Annotated in this window: 17 protein-coding genes; 12 read left to right on the top strand and 5 right to left on the bottom strand. The window is 42.8% G+C overall.

The window, feature by feature from the left end:
- Window positions 1-11: 11 nt before the first annotated feature.
- The 4 genes from U0021_RS04415 to U0021_RS04400 form a co-directional block, all read right to left on the bottom strand.
- A complete protein-coding gene (locus tag U0021_RS04415; protein ID WP_114800578.1) occupies window positions 12-1,175 on the bottom strand; it encodes a DUF1615 domain-containing protein in 1,164 nt (387 codons plus the stop codon).
- A gap of 191 nt (window positions 1,176-1,366) precedes the next feature.
- Window positions 1,367-2,722: an RNA-guided endonuclease InsQ/TnpB family protein gene (locus U0021_RS04410; RefSeq protein WP_327037429.1), complete on the bottom strand. Its 1,356-nt coding sequence runs from the start codon at window positions 2,720-2,722 to the stop codon at window positions 1,367-1,369.
- Window positions 2,715-3,353 carry an IS607 family transposase gene (locus U0021_RS04405; RefSeq protein WP_162816818.1) on the bottom strand — a complete coding sequence of 213 codons (639 nt, stop codon included), beginning with the start codon at window positions 3,351-3,353 and terminating at the stop codon, window positions 2,715-2,717. The genes U0021_RS04410 and U0021_RS04405 overlap by 8 nt, the downstream gene beginning before the upstream one ends.
- Before the next feature lie 146 nt (window positions 3,354-3,499).
- Window positions 3,500-4,462 (bottom strand): acyl-CoA thioesterase, encoded by a 963-nt coding sequence (locus tag U0021_RS04400; RefSeq protein WP_114800717.1) that lies wholly within the window; start codon window positions 4,460-4,462, stop codon window positions 3,500-3,502.
- A gap of 219 nt (window positions 4,463-4,681) precedes the next feature.
- Here U0021_RS04400 and plsB point away from each other — a divergent pair, with 219 nt between their 5' ends.
- From plsB to galE, 12 genes are all read left to right on the top strand, one after another.
- On the top strand, window positions 4,682-7,255 hold the full coding sequence (gene plsB, locus U0021_RS04395; protein WP_114800718.1) for a glycerol-3-phosphate 1-O-acyltransferase PlsB: 2,574 nt from the start codon (window positions 4,682-4,684) through the stop codon (window positions 7,253-7,255).
- A gap of 155 nt (window positions 7,256-7,410) precedes the next feature.
- Window positions 7,411-8,529, top strand: a complete 1,119-nt coding sequence (gene wecB, locus U0021_RS04390) for a non-hydrolyzing UDP-N-acetylglucosamine 2-epimerase (RefSeq protein ID WP_114800719.1) — start codon at window positions 7,411-7,413, stop codon at window positions 8,527-8,529.
- A gap of 15 nt (window positions 8,530-8,544) precedes the next feature.
- On the top strand, window positions 8,545-9,807 hold the full coding sequence (gene wecC / locus U0021_RS04385) for a UDP-N-acetyl-D-mannosamine dehydrogenase (protein ID WP_114800720.1): 1,263 nt from the start codon (window positions 8,545-8,547) through the stop codon (window positions 9,805-9,807).
- Between the two features lie 85 nt (window positions 9,808-9,892).
- Complete coding sequence (locus tag U0021_RS04380) at window positions 9,893-12,799, top strand: DUF6270 domain-containing protein (protein WP_114800721.1); 2,907 nt, start codon at window positions 9,893-9,895, stop codon at window positions 12,797-12,799.
- Window positions 12,800-12,863: 64 nt separating this feature from the next.
- Window positions 12,864-14,852: a hypothetical protein gene (locus U0021_RS04375; RefSeq protein WP_114800722.1), complete on the top strand. Its 1,989-nt coding sequence runs from the start codon at window positions 12,864-12,866 to the stop codon at window positions 14,850-14,852.
- A 4-nt stretch (window positions 14,853-14,856) separates the two neighbouring features.
- The gene (locus tag U0021_RS04370; RefSeq protein WP_114800723.1) at window positions 14,857-15,834 is read left to right on the top strand and encodes a CgeB family protein; all 978 of its coding nucleotides are present in this window, start codon (window positions 14,857-14,859) and stop codon (window positions 15,832-15,834) included.
- Window positions 15,835-17,004, top strand: a complete 1,170-nt coding sequence (locus tag U0021_RS04365) for a nucleotide sugar dehydrogenase (protein WP_114800724.1) — start codon at window positions 15,835-15,837, stop codon at window positions 17,002-17,004.
- A gap of 86 nt (window positions 17,005-17,090) precedes the next feature.
- Window positions 17,091-18,485, top strand: coding sequence for a glycosyltransferase family 2 protein (locus U0021_RS04360; protein WP_114800725.1), 1,395 nt, complete (start codon window positions 17,091-17,093; stop codon window positions 18,483-18,485).
- The gene (locus tag U0021_RS04355; RefSeq protein WP_114800726.1) at window positions 18,482-19,348 is read left to right on the top strand and encodes a UTP--glucose-1-phosphate uridylyltransferase; all 867 of its coding nucleotides are present in this window, start codon (window positions 18,482-18,484) and stop codon (window positions 19,346-19,348) included. Before U0021_RS04360 ends, U0021_RS04355 begins: the two co-directional genes overlap by 4 nt.
- A gap of 32 nt (window positions 19,349-19,380) precedes the next feature.
- Window positions 19,381-21,000 carry a glucose-6-phosphate isomerase gene (gene pgi / locus U0021_RS04350; RefSeq protein WP_114800727.1) on the top strand — a complete coding sequence of 540 codons (1,620 nt, stop codon included), beginning with the start codon at window positions 19,381-19,383 and terminating at the stop codon, window positions 20,998-21,000.
- 3 nt (window positions 21,001-21,003) lie between these two features.
- Window positions 21,004-22,269, top strand: coding sequence for a UDP-glucose/GDP-mannose dehydrogenase family protein (locus U0021_RS04345; protein WP_114800728.1), 1,266 nt, complete (start codon window positions 21,004-21,006; stop codon window positions 22,267-22,269).
- 22 nt (window positions 22,270-22,291) lie between these two features.
- The gene (gene galE, locus U0021_RS04340) at window positions 22,292-23,341 is read left to right on the top strand and encodes a UDP-glucose 4-epimerase GalE (protein ID WP_114800729.1); all 1,050 of its coding nucleotides are present in this window, start codon (window positions 22,292-22,294) and stop codon (window positions 23,339-23,341) included.
- A 24-nt stretch (window positions 23,342-23,365) separates the two neighbouring features.
- Here galE and U0021_RS04335 read toward each other — a convergent pair whose 3' ends face one another.
- Window positions 23,366-24,367, bottom strand: a complete 1,002-nt coding sequence (locus tag U0021_RS04335) for a M48 family metallopeptidase (RefSeq protein WP_162816815.1) — start codon at window positions 24,365-24,367, stop codon at window positions 23,366-23,368.
- Window position 24,368 lies beyond the last annotated feature (1 nt).

Below are 24,368 nucleotides of genomic sequence, written 5' to 3'. Positions count from 1 at the left end.
ACAGCCAAGCTTTAGCCTAAGCGGTGGCGCTTGGCGGTGGTCATGCAGGTCTGATAACGCTTATCAACGCGCGTGGCAAACCAGTTGGTATCAAAGTCTTGGCTCAGCTTAGGTCCTGAAATCACAACCTTAGGCATGATGGCATAAGCAGGCGCGCGCCCAAATTTATCGGTAAACATCTCACCGACCGCACGATAAGTCGCCGTCTGTTCAAAGGCGCTTGTTTTTTCTTTTTTAAAGTCAGCGCGGATTTGGCGAGCGCTCACAGGCTTGGCAGCATTGGCAAGCAAGCGAATGGCGGCCGCTTCTGTATCAGAAGTTTTGCTCAGTGGGCTGCCATCTTTATACAGCAGTAAATCTCCATCAATCGCTAAGGTATCGCCGCTCAAAGTGGCGATTCGCTGCTGAAAGGCGGCATTTCGGCTTGAATATACCCCTGAATTATAATCAGCAAAGCGATACAAAGGCTTATCATACTCCGCGCGATACATCATCAGCCGATGTATGCCATAGTATAAGCCGCCGTAGCGTGTGTACAGATCGGCGCGCAGATCACGATCGCTCATACTCGCACGGCGATGCGCTCGCGCATAGTCGATGTGCACTTGCATAGAGCCCAAAGTGGTCACAGGATTGATGCGCTCATCAATGCCTTGACCTGACAGCCTGGTGATGTTGGTCAAGGGCGAGACTTTATAAGTTTTGGCAAAATAATCAAAAATCTCTCGGTAAAGCTCATCGAGCTGCTTTTCGGTTTTGACGGCTTTGATTTGTTTGATGAAATTATTTTCAGGTGTCGGGCGCGTCTCAAGCATGGTGCGAAAAACGCTCGCCATATTTTTGCCAAGCTTGTCCTCTAGCTTATCATCAATCGCTTTTAGGGCGGCATTGCCTAGATTAGGCACGCTTGGGTCGGCATGAAAATTGGATTCTTGGTCGATCACAGCGATGGCGGTGCAGATGTTTTGGGTGGTCTTGGGTAAAGACAGTTCATCAAAAATATCGCTGATATCAGCTGCCCACAGCTTAGCGTTTTTGACGCGTTTGGGGATCAGCTTGGTAATTTGGGCGTCACTGAGCGTCGGCTTGTCTTGGGTGATGGTCTGCTTGACCGCATCACAGCCTGACAAAATCACAGCGCACAACAAAATACTGGCAGGATACATTTTACGCATCTGATCTACATTCCAAACGATTTACTCAAGAAACGATAAAGACGGTGGGGCGAATGATGCTCAAAAAGCCAACATCGCTAAAGGCAGCTTATAGTAATTCTACAGCTGATTTTCGTCAAGCGCTGACACAAAAATACAGTAACCCAATAATATAAAAAACATACCATCAGGCTTTATATCCTTAATTGACCTCAGCAATCTGGGGTGAATTTGGGGATATTTGGCGTACTGCTCGCCTCTACAAGGTCTAACCGTAATTGGTCATTCCAAGCTTCTTGTGTGATTAAGTGCTTTTTAATGATATTCAATGAGCCATTGACATCCGCATTGACTTTTTTACCACTGGCGGTTTTAAATAGTCCACGATGGACACGACAACCTGCATAATTGTCATGTTTTTGGATGGCTTCATTGTCAAAGAATGAGCATTTACTGGTGTAGCTTTCTTCTTGATATATCACCTCAACGCCAACATTATGAGCTTTATACATCACCTGCTTAATAAAATTGGTGAATGGGATTGCTACAAAGTTCTGATTGTTCCGCTTACCGATGTTAATGTCTTGTTTCCACCCAATATTCTTACCAATCACTAAGGTATCAATATTGTTGGCAACTAAATAATTCACAACATGGCGACTTGATTTGTGCAGATAATCAGCGATTTTGTTTTTACGGACGAGTCCTAATTGTTGTTTTCTTGCTTTACTGGTCTTTTGTCCAGTATCAAGCTTAGAATCCTCCACAGCTTTATGCTTATTATAAAACTGGTTGATAGACTTAAGCGGACGACCATTGACAATCATAGGTGTTGCGACATTGCTTGTCAATGTGGCAAGGTTATTTAACCCGACATCCAAACCAGCAATACGACCAGCTTTATCTTTTGGTTTTGGAATTTCATGCTCATACCCAATCTCAACAGTAATATGATTGCCTTTTGGTACTAGGCGCACAAAAGCGACCTGCTTTTTAATAAGCTTGGTTTTGATGTAAAAATCCAACCCTGATAACTTGATAAACCCTGGTTTTTTAAAAGACAATGCGCCTTTTTCATAATGCACAACTTGACGACCTTTGGTTTTATCAAGATATTTTGGGAGTTTGGCATTAATCTTTGGATGTTGTTGTTTGGTTTTTAGCAGACCAAAGAATGAGCGGTAGGCTTGGTCAACCAACTGTTGGGTATGTTTAGCCACTTTTGCAGGCAAAGCGATATAATCAGCTTGCCTGTCATGGGTAAATTGTTTGTTGACCTTGGCATATTCCAAGAAGCTCTCATCAGCAAAGAACTGTTGTCTGACCGCATATAAGGTGGCGTTATACAGATTCTTGCTTAAAAAGGTGACTTCGTCCAATACTGAGAACTTGGGATGTGTGTGCTTAATGATATGCCTTTCAATTTGATACTCTTTTTTGATGCGTGGTTTTGTTGGTCCTACAAGCTCTTGCATAGGACCGACAAAGTCAGATTTAGGTCTTTTTGCTAAGAAATATTTAATTTTGGGAACCTTAGGCTGTTTTACTTGCTTGTCAGATTTACTCATCTTGGATGCTATCTTTGATGGTTTTTCTTAAACCATACATCTTACCACTGAAAGAATGAATGATGGATATGATATCTTCAGCCAATTCTTCCGATAGGCTTTTATCCATAATCTCATCAGACACAATGATGATTTGAGTTTGGTGATGCTCACAGATGGCTTGCAAATAATTGAAACCAAAGCGGGTCAGACGGTCTTTATCATTGATAAAAATTCTGTCAACTTGGTCATCTTGCACCAGTTTAATTAGGCTGAGTAGACCAGGTCTGCTATCATTTAAACCTGAACCGAGATCAGTGATGGTTTTTAAATTCTTGGGATTTTTACTGATAGCAAAGCTTTGGATGTTCTCTATTTGTCTTTGGAGGTCACCGCGTGTCTTTTGTTTATGTGTCGATACTCGAGCGTAGATAACATCCATACGCTCATCTTGATCTACTAAGTAACCAATCGCACGCAAATACTCAATTAAGCTTTGCTTGGGGATGTAGCGTCGTCCCGTCTTAGACCAAACAACATCCAAGCGACCGTCCTGAGTCATATTCTGGACGGTACGCAAAGATACGCCAAGAAGTTGGCAAACTTCTTTAGGCTTGTAAAGCTCTTTATTGAGTTGGTTGACGCTAATCATGGGGTATATAATGTATAAAACATTGTGTTTATGTAATGTTTTATACATTATTTGATTTCTGTTGTCAACACCATCGCGCAAGAAGTTTGCGCCAATTTTGATAAAAACGACTTTGGCGCATACGTTCAAGTAATGCTTAAGGCAGTTTAGCTATTAGTAAAGATGCTTGGATCATCATGCAGACGCATCAAGCCTTCTTGTTGTGTTGAGGCGATGAGTTTACCGTCTTGCCAAAATTGACCGTGATTGAGTCCTTTGGCGTGACTGGTGGTGTCGCTCCACATGTCATACAGTAGATATTCGGTGATATCAAACGGGCGATGAAAGTGCATGGAGTGATCAATACTTGCCATCTGTAAACCGCGCGTCATAAAGCTTAAACCGTGGCTCATCAGACCCGTCCCTGCCAAATAATAATCAGACACAAACGCAAGCAGAGCTTGATGAATGGCCACTGGCTGCTCGCCGATGTCATTAACGCGCACCCAACTGGCTTGGCGTGGACGCTGAGGCTCAGGCGCCACTGGATCTCTGGGCATAATGGGGCGAATCTCAACATGACGCGGACGCATATAGCGTGCTCTGAGCGGCTCTGGGATCTTGTGCAGATATTGAGTTTTGAGTTCTTGTTCGGTTTTGACACTGGTTGGTGGCGGATATTCGGGCATGGACTCTTGATAATCCAGACCGCCTTCCATCGGTGAGAATGAAGCAATCATCGAAAAAATCACCTGCTCACTGGTGGTGTCTTTGCCATCTTTGTCGGTGGTTGGCACATATTGCACCGCGATGACTTCGCGGGCTGATAGGCTGCGACCATCACGCAGGCGGCGTACCTGATAGACGATTGGTAGGCGAATATCACCGCCGCGCAAAAAATATCCATGCAGGCTATGACAAGGCTTGTCAATGGTCAATGTATTGGCAGCAGCCATCAGGGCTTGGGCGAGCACTTGCCCCCCAAAAACCCTAGGTCCGACATAGTCATAGCTAGGTCCTTCATAGACATTGTCGGCAATTTCTTTGAGTTTTAGTGTATCTAATAAATCTGCGATGTCGGCATGCGCCGCTTCAGGCGGCAAGGCATAACGGTCAAGAGAGTATTTCATAATCCGCTCAAAACATAGTCGTAAAGCGATGCTAAGACACAAATAGCTTGGCTAATCACATGGTAAATCATCCAAGTCATCAAGCTAAGCCCAAAAGGCTGCATCGCCTTTGATGTCAATTTCTAAATGCTGAAATTATACCACTTTTTTATCAATTTTTTAGGCAAAAAACCCAAACAATGATAGAATAAAAATTCACTTCTTTGTATTGATGGATTTATGCGAAAACTTGTAAATTTGCTCAAGAAAGCCAGCAGCCAACCCGACCAAAGCCCAACAGCTCACCCACAAAAAGACAGCGCCGCCCGTATGCCAAGCCCATATCGCCGAGCTTCAGCCAAAGGATTGTCGCTGGCAGTCAAGCCGACCTTGATCGGTGAAGTGCCAACGCTTGATGATGGCGTGCCTACCTTTTATGTGATCCGCGCTTATTCACGCTCAAACAGTTTGTTGGTTGGGATGCAGACAGATGCGCTTGGCTTGCCTTCGGCGCTTGCAGAAGTCGATACCAAAGACATCCACGAAACCTCAGCGATGATTTTTTTAAAGGATCGCCGCACAGAGTCTGCCAATGGACATGTGCCGCGCCTTGAAAGGCTGATTCAAGCATGCCTTGAAAATCCTGAGCTAAAAATCAATCTTGTGCCTGTCACGATCTTATGGGGACGCGCGCCGGACAAAGAAGAGTCGTTATTTCGCTTGCTGATGGCAGATGAATGGGAGTCGCCTTCTAAAGCCAAGCAGCTATTTAATATCGGTGTGATGGGGCGAGATACCTTTGTGCGTTTTTCAGAGCCTAAGGATCTACAAGTCTTGATCAATGAAGCTAAAGATGAGTCACCAGATCGCATCACGCCAACCATCGCCGCGCGCCTTCAGGGCTATTTAGACAAGCAGCGCACCAGTATCGTCGGACCTGATTTGTCCGATAAGCGTAATGTGGCAGGCGCGATCTTATCATCGCCTGAAGTGATGCGCGCCATCGAAAAACAAGCAGCAGAAACTGGCAAGCCCATCGCCGCCGTCAAAGCCGAAGCCCAAGGCTATCTGAGCGAGATTGCAAGCAATTATTCGCATTCGGTGGTGCGCTTTTTTGATCATTTTTTGACTTGGCTGTGGACGCGGCTGTATGACGGCGTTGAGGTACGCCACTTTGAGCGCGTGCGTGCGCTTGCGCCGGATTATCAGATTGTTTATGTGCCGTGCCATCGCAGCCATGTGGATTATCTGCTGCTGTCTTATGTGATTTATAAGCGAGGGTTACGCATTCCGCATGTGGCAGCCGGTGAGAATTTAAACATTCCAGTGCTTGGCGATCTATTAAGAAGCGGTGGGGCGTTTTTTATGCGCCGTAGCTTCAAGGGCAATGCGCTTTATAGTACCGTCTTTAAAGAATATGTACACAGCCTCATGCAGCGTCAGGCTCCGATCGAGTATTTCATCGAAGGGGGGCGCTCACGCACAGGTCGCCTGCTACCGCCTAAGCTTGGTATGCTTGCGATGACAGTGAACAGCTATTTGCGTGAGCCTGCCAAGCCGGTCGTGTTCATCCCAACTTATATCAGTTATGAGCGCATTATGGAAGGCGCCACATATGTCGGTGAACTCAAAGGCAAACCCAAAGAAAGCGAAAATTTATTAGGTCTACTAAAAACCGCACGTAAGATTGAGCGGATCTTTGGGACGGTGCATTTGGCGTTTGGTGATCCTTTGTATTTGACCGATTTCATGGCGAAATTTAATGTCAATCCTACCGACGCCAGTGATGACAATGTCAAAAACACGCACGCCATGGTACAAAACCTAGGCGTCAAGGTGATGCAAAACATCAATAAAGCCGCCGTGGTCAATCCTGTTTCGCTGCTTGCGCTTGCGCTCCTATCAACGCCAAACGCCGCGCTAGATGAAGCGCAGTGCCTTGAGCAGATCCGCCTGTATCAGCACATCGCCCAAGCGCTGCCATATGACGCGGACACCCATGTGACCGATATGACGCCAAGGCAGATTTTGGACTATGGCGTGCAGCTTAAGCTCATCGAGCGCACGCCGCACATCTTGGGCGACATGATCCGTGTGGCGGATAAGCAAGCGCCGCTTTTGTCTTATTTTAGAAATAATATTTTGCATGTGTTTATCATTGCAAGCTTTTTGGCGGCGCTTGTCCAAAGAAATGGGCGAATTCATCGTGATAGACTTGATGGGATTACCGAGCTTTTGTATCCATTTTTACAAAGCGAGCTGTTCTTAAAAATGGCGCTTAGAAATATCGCCGATCATGTGCATCAGGTACTCAATCTGCTGATCGAACAAGGTGTGATTGTGGACTTGGGGCAAGGTGTGGTCGGTAGTCCTGAGGGCAACTCTCAAGCCTATCAAAAGCTCATCGTGCTAGCAAGCCCCGCACAGCAAAGTCTTGAGCGTTATTTTATGGCGCTGACACTGCTGTCTAAGCAAGGCTCAGAGCGCCTGACGACCGAGCAAGTGGTCAATCTGTGCTATGTCGTCGGTCAGCGGGTGTCGGTGCTACACGCTGACGACTTGCCAGATATGTTTGATAAGGCGTTATTCACAAGTTTTATTGATACTTTGGTGCGCGTCGGTTATGTCAGTATCGATACAGACACGAGCCTATTATCCTTTGATGAGCGCATTGATCGCATTGCAGAGTTTGCAAAATTTGTGCTGCAGCCAGATGTGATGCAGGTGCTGACGCATACCGCAAGCCTTTCTGCTGATGAGCTTAGCCTAGCTATGGCAAGCATGGAGAAAAAAAGGAAGTTTGGGCGGGGGTAGGGTTTTAGTTAATATTAATCTAAGATACACAACTATTAACAATCTGGTAGTAAAATAATTTTTTGTAACTTTTTAGTCATTTTAATGTAGTATCATTTCCACAAATATGTCATAATTGTTTTTGACTTAATCCAATGAGTAAAGTGGGGATTTAAATGGATAATGAATTCAAGGCCTTAATTGTCTTTGGCACACGTCCAGAGGCTATTAAGATGGCGCCTTTGGTAGAGGGTTTTAAAAAAAGCGGCTTGGATTTTCGAGTCTGTGTCACCGCTCAGCATCGCCAAATGCTTGACCAAGTATTAGAGCTGTTTGAGATCAAACCTGATTATGATTTGGATATCATGAGCGGCGGTCAGACGCTTTCTACGGTCACTACGGCTATTTTGGAAAAAATGCAGCCAGTAATTGATGAGTATAAACCGACTACAATTTTTGTGCATGGAGATACCGCCACTACTTTAGCAACATCCCTTGTTGCTTATTATAACCAAATTGACATCGCCCATGTAGAAGCAGGTCTGCGTACAGGTAATATCTACTCACCTTGGCCAGAAGAAGGCAATCGAAAGCTGACAGGTGCTATCGCCAAATACCACTTTGCCCCCACGCAAAGCACCAAAGAGAATCTATTGCACGAAAATGTCGCTTCTGAGAATATCTATGTAACTGGCAACACTGTTGTTGATGCATTATTCTTGGCACTAGAGAAAATTGAAAGCAATCAGCAATTACTTTCTGAATATCAGAATAAATTTGCGTTTTTAAAAGATTCAAAGATCGTTTTAATCACAGGTCATCGCCGTGAAAACTTTGGTCGTGGTTTTGAAAATATCTGTTCTGCCATTTCTGAACTTGCGGATAAGCATTCTGATGTACAGTTTGTCTATCCTGTCCATCTAAATCCTAATGTTCGTGAGCCAGTTAACCGCCTACTGTCTAATAAACCCAATATCCATTTAATAGAGCCATTGGATTATTTTTCATTTGTTTACTTAATGAAAAGATCATATTTAATTTTGACAGATTCGGGCGGCATCCAAGAAGAGGCTCCCTCGCTTGGAAAGCCTGTCTTGGTTATGAGAGACACCACCGAACGACCAGAAGCAGTGCTGGCAAATACTGTCCGCTTGGTGGGTACCAATCAAGAGGTCATTTTTGCTCAGGCTGATTTGTTGCTGACGAATGAGGCTGCTTATCAGCGTATGTCCACTGCTCATAATCCCTATGGCGATGGCACAGCAGTACAACAAATTTTATCAGTATTTAAATAACAAGAAAGGTTTTATATGAATCATTTTAATACAGTTTCCGTGATTGGTTTGGGTTATATTGGCTTGCCGACAGCAGCAGCATTCGCTTTGCACGGGGCCAAAGTTATCGGCGTTGATGTTAATGAATATGCTGTTAATACAATTAATGAAGGCAAAATCCATATCGTGGAACCTGAGCTGGATGTGGCAGTACAGAAATGCGTGGCTAATGGCTCCTTAAGGGCGAGCTTAACGGCTGAAGTGGCTGATGCTTTTCTTATTGCGGTGCCAACGCCGTTTAAAGGTCAGGATTATGAGCCTGATTTAAGTTATATTAAGTCAGCAAGTCAGGCCATCGCTCCTGTGTTAAAACAAGGTGATTTGGTCATTTTGGAATCCACCTCTCCTGTGGGTGCGACAGAACAGATGGCCGAGTGGCTTGCAGAAGCTCGCCCTGATCTGACCTTTCCGCAACACGCAGGTGAAGACTCTGATATTCGTATCGCCCACTGTCCTGAGCGTGTGTTACCAGGGCATGTGATGAGAGAGTTGGTTGAAAACGATCGCATCATTGGTGGTATGACTGCCAGATGCTCAGAGCAAGCGGTAAAACTGTACAAAACCTTTGTTCAAGGCGACTGTATCGTTACCAATGCTCGCACTGCCGAGATGTGTAAGCTTACCGAAAACTCTTTTCGAGATGTCAATATTGCCTTTGCCAATGAGCTTTCTATTATTTGTGATCGTTTAGATATTAATGTTTGGGAGCTGATTGCTTTGGCGAACCGTCATCCACGTGTCAATATATTACAACCTGGGTGTGGTGTCGGCGGGCATTGTATTGCTGTTGATCCTTGGTTTATCGTCAATAAGACGCCTGAGCTGGCTAGATTGATTCATACTGCACGTTTAGTTAATGATGGTAAGCCAGAGTGGGTAATTGGTAAAGTCAATGAAGCGGTCATCAATGCGCTACAAAACACAGGCAAGGGTATCAATGATATCAAAATCGCCTGTTTAGGTTTAGCATTTAAGCCAGATATTGACGATCTGCGAGAAAGCCCTGCCCTGAAAATCACCGAGCAACTGGCAGAAAAATACCCCAACCAGATTTTAGCAGTTGAGCCGAATGTGAACGAGTTGCCAAACAATTTAAGCGATTTAGGAATTGCACATATTGGCTTAGAAGAAGCTTTGGTGCAAGCCGATATTTATGTGGTGCTTGTGGACCATAAAGAATTTAAAGAGATTGGTAGGGTAACTGATAAGGTTGTGGTGGATACGAAGGGTATTTGGTAAATCACCTTAGTTTTCGAAGTTGCTATATTTTGTGCTTGAGAATATTGGTTTGAATTATATAAAAATTTGAATTTGGAATAGTGATATGAATATATTAATTTTTGGCAGCTGTGTAACAAGAGATGCATTCACCTTTGATAAGGTGGATGCATTTAAACTCGTTCGTTATTTTGCACGCAGCTCCCTGGCAACCGCATTTGATTCTACTAAAGTAGAAGATAGTTATACGGAACAATTAAAATCACCGTTTCAACGAAAAATTGTTCATGCCGATTTTTGCAAAGAATTCACCGATGAGTTTGTCGGCAGACAATATAACTATTTGATTTTAGATTTTATAGACGATAGATATGATTTATTTAAATTTGACGATGGCGGCAAAGTTTTATTGACTGCCGAATTAAAGCAAACAGACTTTCTGAAAAGAAATCACAACAAAGGCCGAGTTGTTTCCGGTTGGTCGGAAGAGTGGTTTCAAGAATGGCAAAGAGGCTGTTTGGAGTTTATCAAAAAAGCTCAGAAATACGACTTATTACCAAAAATCCTACTTAACAAAGTGTATTGGACACCCCAACTCACTCATGGAGAGGTATTTTATGACGAAGCGAAAGTGATACAAGCCAATGAATTTCTCGAGCGACAATATCGCTTTATTGAGCAGTTTTTAGATAAAAACAATACCTTGAATTATACCCCTGATGTACTTTATGCCAATAAAGAACATATGTGGGGACTAAGCCCGTTTCATTATATAGACGAGTTTTATCTGCTTATGCTGGCTCAGCTTAAAGATGGCACATTGCGTGCAGAAATTCGCAAAGGATGTGTTTCAGCTTCAAGTAGAGCAGAATTTGTGCCGAACACAGGAATTACTAAGCCTCTTTCCAATATAGAACAAGGCTTTTCAAATGACCTTAATGACATTAAAGAGCAATTATCTGAGATTTGTAAAAACTTTGGTCAACAGTTACAACTAACCAAACAATTGCAGGATAGAAGTACAAAATATGAGCAAACCATTGATGAGCTGACTAAAAATTTGGCAAAATTGAAAGCGGAGCTTGACGCAGCAAACCAAAAAACCCAAAAAACCAAACAACAAGTGGAAAATACACTTTCGTTTAAATTGGGTTACACTTTAATCCATGCAACAAAGTCGATAGAGAATTTTCTAGGCTTACCTAGCGACTTGTATAGATTAGCAAAATTTGCTAAGGATAAAAAAGTTGGAGGGTTTGGGGTACCAAATAAAGCTAAAATTACAAATTTTCAAAAAATAGACAGTAAATTTAAACAACAATATAATTTTAAATTTATTTCTATTCTCGATGAAATATCTCACCTATCATTTGATAGCGAGTTTAAATTATTTCAACTTAATAAAGCTAATTTTGAAGCGCAAATTCAAGGCTCAACGTCTCTTGGGTTATTTATAGAGAGCTGCTGGAAAGGCAATTTTGGCGCTTGGGAATACGCATTTACATCACCAAATTTAAAACATCAAAATGCACAAAATTTATTAAAAGCACTTGATATAGCAAGAGGTCGTAATTTTCCAATTATCTTTTGGAATAAAGAAGACCCAATGCATTATGAGAAGTTTTTACCAATCGCATCAAAATGCGATATCATTTTTACAACTGATAGTAATAAAATTAAAGATTATCAGCGCGATATACCGAATGCTAAAGTAGAATCTTTGCTGTTTGCTGCAAATATTAATATTTGTAATCCAGCCAATCGCTTTCGACATGATCCTGAAACTATCTGTTTTGCTGGATCTTACTATGGTGTGGGACATGATGACCGTAAAAAACAAATGGATGCCTTGTTGCCTACAATTATTAAATTTAAAGGTGCTATTTACGATAGGATGTCAGAGGTAGGTAGTGAGCGTTATGCATACCCTTATCAATACCGTTCTTATATCAGACCAGCTGTGCCTTTTAAGGAAATTGTTGATATTTACAAACAATTTAAAATTTTTTTGAATGTAAATACCATCACTGATTCTCCAACAATGATGTCCCGTCGTGTTTATGAATTGCTGGCATGTGGCACCCCAGTGATTTCCACACCATCTATGGCTATCGATGAGCAGTTCAAAGGCATTGTCCAAGTTGCCAAAAATGCCAAAGAAGCTAATAAAATTGCCAAAAGATTGCTGGAAAATGAATGGGAATGGCTGAAGATCTCACATCTTGGCTATCGTGAAGTTATGCTTAATCATACTTACGAGCACCGTGCTGTTCAAATTGCTAATGCATTAGGAAAAAATATTGAGCCCCTAGAGCCTCTAGTCAGTATAGTCATGGCGTCAAATCGTCCTCAGTTTATAGAAAGGATCGTTCTAAACCTTAGCCAGCAGGTGTATCCCAATATTGAAGTGATTGTAATTGCTCAGAAATATACTGATGAGCAATTAGCTGAATTGGAACGTAAACTGAATAATAGCGGAAAAACATTTAAATCCATTCAGATAGTGCGTAACGACTCGGAAGATACATTGGGCAAACGGCTCAATCAGGGAATTTTGCTTTCGAAAGGTGAGTATGTCGCTAAGTTTGATGATGATGATTTCTACTTCCCTAATTACCTACAAGATATGCTCATACCTTTTAAATTTGGCGACTATGGTATTGTGGGTAAAAAAGAAATCTTTATTTATCTAGAGGGTCAAAACAAAACCTTTGTCCGTTACAAAGGACAACGCCATTTGGAAACCGATTTTCTAACAGGTGCAACCCTAGTATTTTCAAGAAAAGCTTTAGCACAGCTTTCTTTCGGTGATTTAAATCGGGGAGAGGACACAAATATTCTTGAGCAAGCCAAAAAATTAAAAATTAAAACATATGTTGCAGACCCGTTTAACTTTGTTGTTTATCGCTCCAAAGAGCTGTCTAACCATACTTGGCAGGTAGAAGATAAATTTTTCACTGATAAGGGTGTATTTATAGGAGAAGGTTTGGCTGAGGATATAGTTAAACTATAGTAACATATATATTCCATGAAATATACATAAATTTATTATTTTATTACCGTATGACTTAATTAATATGACACAATCAAACCCTTACGAGCCATCTATACATAATTTTCTTTATATTCAACGACCTATTATCAAAGAAAATACTGTGTTTTTTGAATGGAACCTTGATTATGATGACCAAAAATCGGTAAACAATATATATATTGATTATTGCAATTTGGATATTTCATTGGTTCCATTGCAAGTCCACTATAATACAATTATCGGATTACTTTTAAACAAGTTAAGAAGCTCTGCTATTCCCACTATCGTAGTAACCCAAGATACCATACTAGAAGATATTGCTAAATTTTGGGTGTCTTACCATAACCTGAAAAATGTTTATTTTTCCAATACTGAAAATGCTTTTTTAAGCAAATATCATATTTCTTCTTCGGAAGGTTCTGTCGGCATCTTATATGGCGGAGGGAAAGATTCTTATTGTGCTCTTGATATTTTGAGTAAAAATACCAAAATCAAACAAGTCAATTTAATCTCATTCGTTATCCCTGATACACATGTAAATATTCAGCGGTTGGAAGAACGCAGGGATAATTTGATTCTTAGCCCCATATCCAATCAATACAATATTAATGTTTTTAAAATAAAAACCAATGCTCGTGCTGTTATTAAAGGCTACCATTTAGAATTGTATTTTGCACCTCTTGGCGTATTGGCTTGGTTAAATTTATTTGAATACATTACGTTTAGTTATGAATACTGTCATTACTTTGTTCCTTTGAGCAAAGGTATGGGATTTGGTTTTGAACGCTCTCAGGTAGCCCACATTCAGAATATCAGCAACTTCTATTCATACCTGTTTTCACACCAGCCAGTAATCATCTTTAATGCCAACCAGCATCTATCCGAGCTTTCCGGTTTTGGCTATTTGTCAAAAAATAATGCCGATTTTTATAAAACGCTCGTAATGTGCGAGTCTACTGTTGATATCAACCAAAAATGGTGCTGCTCCTGTACCAAATGTGCAGAATTTGTTTTATTTTCGGAGTTTTATAATTTAGGACAATCCGATATTGATATAAATTGGTTTTTCAGTGAATCTTCATGGATAAACAAAGTCATTAACGAATTAAAACAATCGGAGAAAAAAGGTCCTTTCTTCAAAGGATTAACTTCTACACTTCATTTTGATTCATTCAAATTTGTGATTACCAAATTGAAAGACAGAGGCCTTACTTTCCAAAACCGCAAAGCACAAAACAACTTTGATTTATTGGTTGAGCATTATTACGATAGTAGTATTCGCTCTGAAGATTGCTTTTATACCGACATATTAAATCAGGTTTATCCACCAAGTCTAAAGCAAGAAACATTTGCCCTGCTTAAGGCTGTATTGCCTGATTCGTTGGCTCCCAACAAAAAATCTTCAGGAATAGGCACACTTAGCTTTAACGCTGATTTACAGCCGGAAATTTACCAAGGCAACGTTAAAATTTCATCGGCTGATTTTTATACCGTATTAACGAATAAAAACCGGTTTCCCAAGCTCAATAGCGACCCGTTGAATGCTTATATACAAAATTATAAAGTTAAAACTTTAGGCACTTTAGCTAAAGCCAATTTATCCGTTGACGTTCATTCTTCTTACTGCGATGTGTGGATTGATAAAAACCCTCCAATGAAAGACGAAGGTTATGAAATATCATTAACAATACCGGTAGCCAAATCATTTAATCACTGTAGATTCAGAATAGAAATACCCCATCTAAGTGCCGAATTGGATAGCAGGTTTTCTTTTTCTGTAACTGTAAACGGTAAAACCAAGCCGGTTTCTTTGGCTGAACATAGAAATGTAATTTGCCAATTTGCGATAGAGAATGCCGGCAAAACAAACGGCTTTATTTCTATTCAGTTTTCAGTACTGGCAGTGCGGAATTTAGAGCCGTGGAGATGGGGTGCTGCGAGTAGGATAATATTGAGTGATATAAAGTTATATGAAACCCAAATATTTTTAGATTATGAACATGATAAATTTATTTGTAACTTAAACTCATAAATTAATGAAAATATATTTAATTAGTGATGGATTAACTCAAAAATCCTTATCACTAGAACAAACTGAAATCAGCTTTAATTGGTTTTATCTTAGCCATCTCAAACAATCGTTTTTATTGGTTGAATCCGCTTGGCTCGGCTATAAAAATCGGTGGAAATACAAAATAGCATCATATCCTGATTATCCTGAGCGTACCAATGAAAAATTGGTACGCTTGGTTGAAAAGGCTAAAAAAAGAGGAATTCCCACTGTCTTTTGGAATAAAGAAGATGGTGTGCATTTTGATCGATTTATTGATTCGGCTCGGCATTTTGATCATATCTTTACGGTAGATGCTAACTGTGTAGAGCGATACCGAGCAGTGGTACCAGCGAGTACGACAGTTGATGTAGCGATGTTCCCAGTGCAGCCTAGGATTCACAACTATCAAGGAGTGAATTTTAAACACATGGAGGCGAATTTTGTGGGTAGTTATAACCTACATGCTGTCCGCCGTGAACGTCAAGCCATGCTATTTGCAGCGGCACATGAAGCAGGGTTACCAGTCAATGTCTTTGATAGGCATTCTGACAGTCATATCAGCAATTACAGGTATCCTGAACATGAATATGGGTTACGGATACACCCTGCTGTTAGCTATTCAGAGACGGCAAATGTTTATCGAGATTACCTGGTGTCGTTAAACGTCAATACCGTAGAGGATTCACCGACCATGTTTTCTCGTCGTGTGGTTGAGGTATTAGCCTGTGGCGGTATATTGGTCTCTACACCCAGCGTGTCGATGGAGCAGATCTTTAAAGAATATTGCCACATTGTCTATAGCCAAGAGGAGGCGGTCGAACTTTTCGCTCGCCTAAAACATGGCCCTACAAAGCAAGATTTGGAAATGGCAAGAGCAGGTTCTGATTTTGTGCTAAATCACTTTACATGGAAGCAGTTTTTGCAAAAAATCCAAGATACCATTGAGGCAAACAGAGGTTGAATGCAGAAAATCACAGTTGTAGGAATGGGTTATGTTGGACTGTCCAATGCCTTGGTGCTGTCACAATGTCACAGAGTGATTGCATTTGATATTAATAAAGAAAAAATCAATCAGCTTAAGACAGGTCAACTGCCTATTACTAGCCCTCAGATGGTAGATTTTTTAGGCACTCAATCATTATGCCTGGATGCCACTTCTGATAAACAATATGCTTATCAGTATGCAGATGTTATCATAATCGCCACACCTACGGATTATGACTCTTTAACCAATTTTTTTAACACTGATAGTGTTGAGTCGGTGATCAAAGATGTCATCTACATTAATCCTAGAGCTTTGATTGTTATCAAATCCACTGTTCCCGTGGGCTTCACCAAAAAAATTAGAGCTAAATATGGTGTAGATAATATCATTTTTTCTCCCGAGTTTTTGCGCGAAGACAAGGCGTTGTATGATAACTTGTATCCAAGTCGTATCATTGTAGGTGAGCAATCTGAGCGTGCAGGTATGATTGCAAACATGCTACTTGACTGCACTGTACATAAAGATGCCAAGATATTATTGACAGACAGTACCGAAGCTGAAGCGATTAAGCTGTTTTCAAATACTTATTTGGCATTGCGCGTCGCCTATTTTAATGAGTTGGATACTTTTGCCAGCACTCATGAATTAAATGCCGCGCAGATAATTCGCGGCGTTAGCTTGGATCCTCGTATTGGTGACTACTATAACAACCCATCATTTGGCTATGGTGGATATTGTCTACCCAAAGACACTCGGCAACTCTTGGCGAATTATCAAGACATACCACAAAATCTCATAGGGGCGGTGGTCTCTGCCAATAGCACGCGCAAATTATTTATTGCTCGTGAGATTTTAAAAAGACAGCCAAAAATAGTTGGTATCTATCGGTTGACTATGAAGGCTGGCTCGGATAATTTTCGCGATGCTGCCATTTTAGACATTATAAACCATCTTATTGAGAAAAAAGTTGAGATATGGATTTATGAGCCATCATTGTCAAATATTGACAATGATGACGTAAGACTGGTTGAAAATTTGGCAGTGTTTAAATCAAACACCGATCTGATCGTCGCCAACCGTATGGCAGATGAGCTGAAGGATGTGAAAGCAAAGGTCTATACACGTGATATATTTGGCGAAGGCTAAGGCTAAAGTTATCTAATCCGTCGTTTTATTGAGGGAATATCTGGCGAATATGCTACAATGAGTAAATTTCTTTCGTCGTATAGGCTATGACCACCACGCACCAATTTGTAAAAACTTCTAAGTCGATCTCATATTTTTTACCAAATCAGTTTTGGCAAGCGTATCAGCTTGGGCTGTATGAAAAGGTGCGCCAACAAAAATTTTATTTACCAATAAGGCAAATAAAAACCATTCGTCAGTTGGCAGCGCTTAAGCGCTTTGCTGTCAGTGAGCCGCGCTTTATGATCGATCAGCTCCTCGATCAGCATCAAAATGATAAATGGTTTAAGATTATCATCAAAGAGCTATCACCAGTTTATCCTAAGATTATTTTTGACTATTTGCAAAACCATTTTGATCAACTGCCAAGATGGTCTTGGCTTAGCCAAATTTATTTTGCCCTATCGCTTGAGTATGGCCAAATACGACAGGAGTTAATGACGGAGTTGGATAGCGATGAGCGCTTGCTGTTTTTGAGTAATCTTACTATTGATCGTCAGCAAAAGCGGACATTGTTTAATGAATATCTACAGCGCTTTGACTTATTGCCTTTGATAGATGGTGATGGCTTTGGTTTGGATGCGTTTGAGTTTTTACCGACAGACAGCATCAGCAGTCCGCATCAAGTGACAATTTTGGTCACTGCATTTAATGCTGCTAAGACCATCACATCTTGCCTAAAAAGCCTGCTTAACCAGTCTTGGCAAAACATACAGGTGATCGTCATTGATGATCATAGTAGTGATGATACGGTCAGTCAGATTAACTCTATTGAAGATGAGCGAATGATGCTGATTAGACTGCCAAAAAATGTCGGCACTTTTGCTGCCAAAAGTATCGGAGCGATGTATGCCACGGGCGAGTTTATGACTTGTCAGGATTCGGACGACATCGCACATCCTGACAAGATCAAACAACAAGTAGAGCCTTTGATCGACGATGCTGATTTGGTGGTGAGTAATTCTTACTGGCTGCGCATTGATGATCAGGCAAATTATTACGCTCGGCAATATTATCCTTTGTTGCGTCAAAATCCAGCATCGCCACTGTTTCGCCGCCAACAAGTACAAGAAGAAATCGGGCTTTGGCACGCAGTGCGTACTGGTGCAGACAGTGAGTTTTTTGAGCGGTTAAAATTAGCTTATGGCGAGAGGTTTATTTCTATCAAAAAACCACTGACCTTTGCTACCCATTCCCATGGCTCACTGATGAATTCGGAGGATTACGGCATCCATAATAAGGCATCAGCACTCGATCGCTTGGATTATTGGGAAGCTTGGCGTCTGTGGCACATTGACCGTATCAAACAAGGTCAGCTGCCTAATATGCCTGGTCTAGAACGGCAGATGCAAGAGCAATTATTTGATGTTCCCAATAAGCTGATGGTGAGTACTGACGACATTCGCTATAATTTAAATGATTTACAAGAGAGTAAACTATGAACACCCCCACCCACGCCATCATCCCCACCGCAGGCTTTGGGACGCGTATGCTGCCCTTGTCTAAGGCGGTGCCCAAAGAGCTTTTACCCTTAGGGGATAAGCCTGCCATTCATTATGTGGTTACAGAAGCGGTGCGTGCTGGTATCAAAAACATCGTGCTGGTCAACCACGCCCAAAAGTCCGCCATTGAAAACTACTTTGACATCAATGCTGAGCTTGACAGTCAGCTACGCCAAAAAGGCAAAGACGGTTTGGCAGACAGCCTAAACTTTTTGCCTGATGATGTGCGTGTGGTGAGTGTACGCCAAGGCAGACCATTAGGGCTGGGTCATGCGGTGCTACAAGGGCGTGCGGTGGTGGGCGACAATCCCTTTGCCGTGCTGCTGCCTGATGTCGTGTTAGACCCATTTACCACGGATTTTGGGGTGGATAATTTGGCGTATATGATGACTCAATTTGCCCAAACGGGTCGCAGTCAGATTTTGGTTGACCCTGTGGCGGACAGTGATGTGCATAAGTACGGCATCGCACGGCTCAGTGATAAATTAAGCATCCAAAAATCGGGCACCAATCAATCATTTGACGTGCTGGGTTTTGTAGAAAAACCCAGCCTGGATGTTGCACCGTCCAATTTGGCGGTGGTGGGGCGGTATGTGTTTAGTCCTGAGATTTTTGAGTATTTGACAAAAACTAAGCCGAGCGTGGGCGGTGAGATTCAGCTGACCGATGCCATTGACGCACTCATCAGCCAGCAGGGCATGGATGTGGTTACGATGAAAGGTCCAAGCTTTGATGCTGGTGATATGACGACCTATATACAGGCATTTGCTTATTTTGCCAGTCAAATGGGTCAGTCGTTTTAATTTTTTTTAAACCAATAAAATAAGGACGGCTGATGACGACTTGGCATGATTTACAGGCGCTGGCACGCACACCGATCGATTTGCAGCAGCGATTCGCTGACGATGAGACACGCGGTCAAAGGCTATCTGCTTTTGCTTGCGATATTTATATGGATTTTAGTAAGCAGGCGATCGATGATGAGGTTTTGGCAAAGCTCATTCAGCTTGCCGATACATTTGATTTATCCCAAAAAATCAGCGATCTTATCACTGGTGAAAAGGTCAATGACACCGAGCAAAGGGCAGCGCTTCATACCGCGCTTCGACTACCCAAAGGTGAAGCGCTTATCGTCGATGGCGTCGATGTAGGGCATCAGGTGCATGACAGCCTAGATAAATGCGAGATACTGGTCAATCGCATTCGCAGTGGTGTGTGGCGCGGCTATTCGGGCAAGGCGATACGCGATGTGGTCAATATCGGTGTGGGCGGTTCGGATTTGGGTCCTTTGATGGCAGCCACCGCGTTGTCTGAGTGGGCGGATACGGATATTTGCGTTCACTTTGTGTCTAATATGGACGGTACGCAGTTAGATAGCCTATTAAAAGTGCTCAATCCGCAGACGACTTTATTTATCATCTCGTCTAAGTCTTTTGGGACGATTGACACTTTATCCAATGCCAAAACTGCCCTAAGCTGGCTTTTGGCTGCCCATGATCATAAGCCGACGATTTTACGCCGTCATTTTATCGGCATCTCCACGCGACCTGATAAGATGAGCGATTGGGGCATCCATTCGGATAATCAGCTGCTTTTGTGGGACTGGGTTGGCGGCAGATTTAGTATGTGGTCAGTGATTGGGCTTGCGATCGCAGTGCGTATCGGCATGGCGAATTTTCGGGCGCTACTGGCAGGCGCGCATGAGATGGATCGGCATTTTGCCAAGGCGGATTTTTCAAAAAATTTACCAGTGCTCATGGGGCTGATTGGGGTGTGGAATGCCACTTTTTTAGGTATTAATGCACATACCGTACTGCCTTATGATGGCAGGCTTGAGTATTTTCCCAACTATTTGACGCAGCTTGAGATGGAGTCTAACGGCAAATCGGTCAAACGATGCGGCGAGTCGGTGGACTATGGCACTTGCCCGATTTTGTGGGGCGATATCGGCTCAAATGCACAGCACGCATTTTATCAGCTTTTGCATCAGGGCACGCAGCGGGTGTCTTGTGATTTTATCACGCCGATTCGCCGCTATAACGATGCACAAGTGGCAAATGCTTACTTGGCTGATCAGCACAAATTATCTTTGGCAAACTGTCTGGCGCAGTCGCAAGTGCTTGCTTTTGGCAATGCTGCTCTGCCCTCTAGCATGATAAATAGTACCGATGATTTTGCTAAATTTAAAGAATATCGGGGCAATCAGCCCTCAACCACGCTGTTATTAAGCGATCTAAACCCCAAGACTTTGGGTGCTTTGATTGCCTTATATGAGCATAAAGTCTATGTGATGAGCGTGCTTTGGCAAATCAATCCCTTTGATCAATGGGGTGTTGAAGTCGGTAAGGTCATGGCAAACCGTGTCTATGACGAGCTATCAAGCGTGCATGATGCAGATCAATTTGACAGCTCTACCAATACGCTTTTGTCTGTCATTAAGCGTATCCGAGGATAATTTATGAAACACATCTATGTGATCGGTCATCAGCATGAAGCCATCAATGCTTGCTTGTGGTTAGCAAGTTTGGATTATGAAGTTTGTCTGTTTGCAGATGAGCAAGATATCCAAGCAACGCTTGAGCATTATCAATTTGACCATCAAATGTCAGCGCTGTGGCAACTGTACCTTGCCCAACATAAAATCATCATTAGCGATAGTCAAATACAGGCATTTTTAGCATCTGCACAAGCCAAGCTTTTGTGGCTGTTTTTGGATGATGTCGATGAGGATCTGATTGATCAAGTCGTCCATGCAGTGCACAGTCCGCACAGTCAAGTGATCTTAAGCGGTGTGCGCTCAATTGGCGATGTCGGGGCACTGGCACAGCGGATGAAGTCATCTTGGGTGTATTATTTGCCCATCAGCTTTATGAAAGATGGGGCAAATTTTAATGCGTTTTATCATTCAGATTTGGTGATGATTGGCGAAAAAACCAAGGACAGTGTGGCGCATTGTGAGGTGTTATTAAGACTCAAGCAGCACGCCAAGGACTGCCAAATCGCTGATATCGTCACAATAGAATTTGCCCGAAGTGCCATGATGGCGATGCTCGCAACTCGGCTGTCCTTTATGAATGAAATGGCAAGACTGGCTGATAAGCAAGGGGTAAATATCAAGTCAGTTGAGCGGATCATCGCCCAAGATAGCCGTATCGGTCCTGCGTATCTGTCGGCAGGGTGGGGTTTTGGCGGTAAAACATTACCGCACGAGCTTGAGCTTTTGATGGATAAGTTTAAACAAAACCGTGTCGATACCTCGCTCATCAGCGCTGTCAATCACATTAATGACGACCAAAAAGAGTTGATTTTTCGCAAGTTTTGGCGATATTTTAATGGCTTTATTGAGCAAAAGTCAGTGATGATTTGGGGTACTGGCTATCGCAATGGCGCCTCTCGTATGACCCATTCTGCCATTCATCCTCTACTGAAGCTTTTGTGGTCTTATGGGATTCATACTCGTGTTTTTACGCGTAACACTGCCTTTGAGATGCAGTCAATTTATGGCGGGCATCCGCTGTTGACTTTGATCCATGATCCATATCAGGATTTATCAAAGGTGGATGCGCTGTTTATTGTCAACTGGTCTTTGCTGACTCAGCCAGACATTCATACGCTTAATCAGGTGAATATTCCAATTTTTGATGCCAAAAATATTTTGGATGATGACAGTGTTTTGGTGCTCACAGCGCCCTACTATGGCATTGGACGAGAAAAACGAGACTAATTTATCACAGAGGGGGGATACTATGCAAAATCACACAGTTAAAAAAATATTAGTCACCGGCGGGGCGGGTTATATCGGCTCGCACACGCTGATTGAACTGGTTAAATCAGGCTTTGAGCCGGTGGTGTATGACAATTTATCCAATTCAAGCCCTGTGGCGATTGAGCGGGTGGAGCAGATTGTCGGTCAAGCTATCGCCTTTATTCAGGGTGATGTGCTGGACAAAGACCACCTAAGCCGAGTCTTTTCTGAGCATGAGTTTTTTGGGGTGATACATTTTGCTGGCTTGAAGGCGGTGGGCGAAAGCGTGGCAAAGCCTTTAAAATACTACCAAAATAACGTGGCAGGCACGCTCAATCTTTTGGAAGTGATGACGGCATTTGGGGTCAAAAACTTCATCTTTTCATCGTCCGCCACCGTGTATGGCACGCCTGAGATGTTGCCGATTGTGGAGACTGCCAGACGCTCTTGCACCAACCCTTATGGGCAGTCCAAGCTTATGGTGGAGTATGTTTTAGAAGACTTGGCAAAGTCAGAAAATGTGCCGTCATGGAACATTGTCAGTTTGCGTTATTTTAACCCCATTGGGGCGGATGTGTCAGGCATGATTGGCGAAGACCCAAGCGACATTCCGAATAATTTGATGCCTTATATCTCACAAGTGGCGGTGGGTAAGCTTGAAACATTGTCGGTCTTTGGCGATGACTATGACACGCCAGACGGCACGGGGGTGCGCGATTATATTCATGTGGTGGATTTGGCAAAAGGTCATGTCAAGGCACTAGAATATATCGCCAAGCAAGCGTCGGCTTTTGGCTTTGAGCCGATCAATTTGGGCACAGGGCATGGCACCAGTGTGCTGGAGTTGGTTCGCGCCTTTGTCAGCACCACCGGTCAACAGGTGCCTTATGTGATTGCCCCAAGACGAGCTGGGGACATTGCGATGTGTTATGCCAGTGCCGATAAAGCCAAAGCTGTGCTTAATTGGGCGGCTGAGCTGGACATTGAGCGTATGTGCGTGGATACCTGGCGATGGCAGTCAAGCAATCCTGAGGGGTATCGCAACTCCTAACCAATAAGCCGCCATATGGATGGTTTATTGGTATTGATAAACTTGCTCAATTCGTTTGTCTGTTTTGGGGTGGGTGGACAATAATGACCAGTGTCCTTGCCCATCGCCTTGCTCTTGTTTCATTTTTTCAAAAAAATCAGCAAGATGTATCGCAGAGACATTCAGGCGTTTTAGTTCATTAATGGCGAATCTGTCGGCTTGCAGTTCTGCTTTTTGTGAATAGTCGACGACAGTCAGTAGGGCAGGCAAGGTCAGCAGCATGTCAGACGTATCGCCTGTGATGACTACGATGAGCACACTTATCCCGAGGCTGTTGATGGCTTGTTCTAGGCTGTGGCGATGCACCAAATGCCCTTGTTCATGAGCCAGTACGGCTAGAATTTGGTTGTCATCGTCCGTCAGGTGAATGAGCTCATCGGTGATGATGATGGTGTTGTTGGGTATGGCAAGGGCATTTGCACCGACATCGCCACCGCCTCGCACGATGATTTTGGCTTTTGGGTTGCCATCTAGCTTATCATACAAAGCGACAATGTCATCTTGGCGAGATTTGGGTAAGGTGCTGGGCGTGGTCATGTCCATCACATAGCTTTCGGCTTGGTCGCCCACCGCCATCATGATATCTGCAGGCAGTCTTTGAGCGATGTGGTGTGCCGCTAGGGGAATGGCAAATTTAAACATGCCAAATACCAACACACACATGATGACCACGCTTGTGCCAATCCACACCCATTGGCTCTCCATGTGAGCGATTTTGGCAAACAAAGACTGCTTTTCAAGCGTCAGCCATTCAGGCACACCATGGATGAATTCTATTCTAGACCCATCTTTCATCATCAACGCATGGGGCGAACCGCCTACCGCAGGCAGGTATTCGCCATCGTCGCTAAAATAACGCAGCTCATGACCGCCGTAGCTTATGATGAAGCCGTCTGTCTTGCCTTGATAAGACAGGGGCATGATGTCAGCTGTGTGAGCGGTGCTGATTTTGCCATCAAAATAGCGAACTTTTGTCGGTGTTGCCATC

Source organism: Moraxella canis (assembly GCF_034424565.1).
Classification (GTDB): domain Bacteria; phylum Pseudomonadota; class Gammaproteobacteria; order Pseudomonadales; family Moraxellaceae; genus Moraxella; species Moraxella canis.
This window is presented reverse-complemented; position numbering and strand designations above follow the sequence as displayed.

Excerpts from the sequence above, each read along its gene's own strand:
- U0021_RS04345 (WP_114800728.1), top strand. The coding sequence starts at position 21,004 with ATGAAACACATCTATGTGATCGGTCATCAGCATGAAGCCATCAATGCT.
- U0021_RS04360 (WP_114800725.1), top strand. The coding sequence starts at position 17,091 with ATGACCACCACGCACCAATTTGTAAAAACTTCTAAGTCGATCTCATAT.
- U0021_RS04405 (WP_162816818.1), bottom strand. The coding sequence starts at position 3,353 with ATGATTAGCGTCAACCAACTCAATAAAGAGCTTTACAAGCCTAAAGAA.
- U0021_RS04380 (WP_114800721.1), top strand. The coding sequence starts at position 9,893 with ATGAATATATTAATTTTTGGCAGCTGTGTAACAAGAGATGCATTCACC.
- plsB (WP_114800718.1), top strand. The coding sequence starts at position 4,682 with ATGCGAAAACTTGTAAATTTGCTCAAGAAAGCCAGCAGCCAACCCGAC.
- U0021_RS04410 (WP_327037429.1), bottom strand. The coding sequence starts at position 2,722 with ATGAGTAAATCTGACAAGCAAGTAAAACAGCCTAAGGTTCCCAAAATT.
- galE (WP_114800729.1), top strand. The coding sequence starts at position 22,292 with ATGCAAAATCACACAGTTAAAAAAATATTAGTCACCGGCGGGGCGGGT.
- wecB (WP_114800719.1), top strand. The coding sequence starts at position 7,411 with ATGGATAATGAATTCAAGGCCTTAATTGTCTTTGGCACACGTCCAGAG.
- U0021_RS04375 (WP_114800722.1), top strand. The coding sequence starts at position 12,864 with ATGACACAATCAAACCCTTACGAGCCATCTATACATAATTTTCTTTAT.
- U0021_RS04370 (WP_114800723.1), top strand. The coding sequence starts at position 14,857 with ATGAAAATATATTTAATTAGTGATGGATTAACTCAAAAATCCTTATCA.
- pgi (WP_114800727.1), top strand. The coding sequence starts at position 19,381 with ATGACGACTTGGCATGATTTACAGGCGCTGGCACGCACACCGATCGAT.
- U0021_RS04365 (WP_114800724.1), top strand. The coding sequence starts at position 15,835 with ATGCAGAAAATCACAGTTGTAGGAATGGGTTATGTTGGACTGTCCAAT.
- U0021_RS04335 (WP_162816815.1), bottom strand. The coding sequence starts at position 24,367 with ATGGCAACACCGACAAAAGTTCGCTATTTTGATGGCAAAATCAGCACC.
- U0021_RS04415 (WP_114800578.1), bottom strand. The coding sequence starts at position 1,175 with ATGCGTAAAATGTATCCTGCCAGTATTTTGTTGTGCGCTGTGATTTTG.
- U0021_RS04400 (WP_114800717.1), bottom strand. The coding sequence starts at position 4,462 with ATGAAATACTCTCTTGACCGTTATGCCTTGCCGCCTGAAGCGGCGCAT.
- wecC (WP_114800720.1), top strand. The coding sequence starts at position 8,545 with ATGAATCATTTTAATACAGTTTCCGTGATTGGTTTGGGTTATATTGGC.
- U0021_RS04355 (WP_114800726.1), top strand. The coding sequence starts at position 18,482 with ATGAACACCCCCACCCACGCCATCATCCCCACCGCAGGCTTTGGGACG.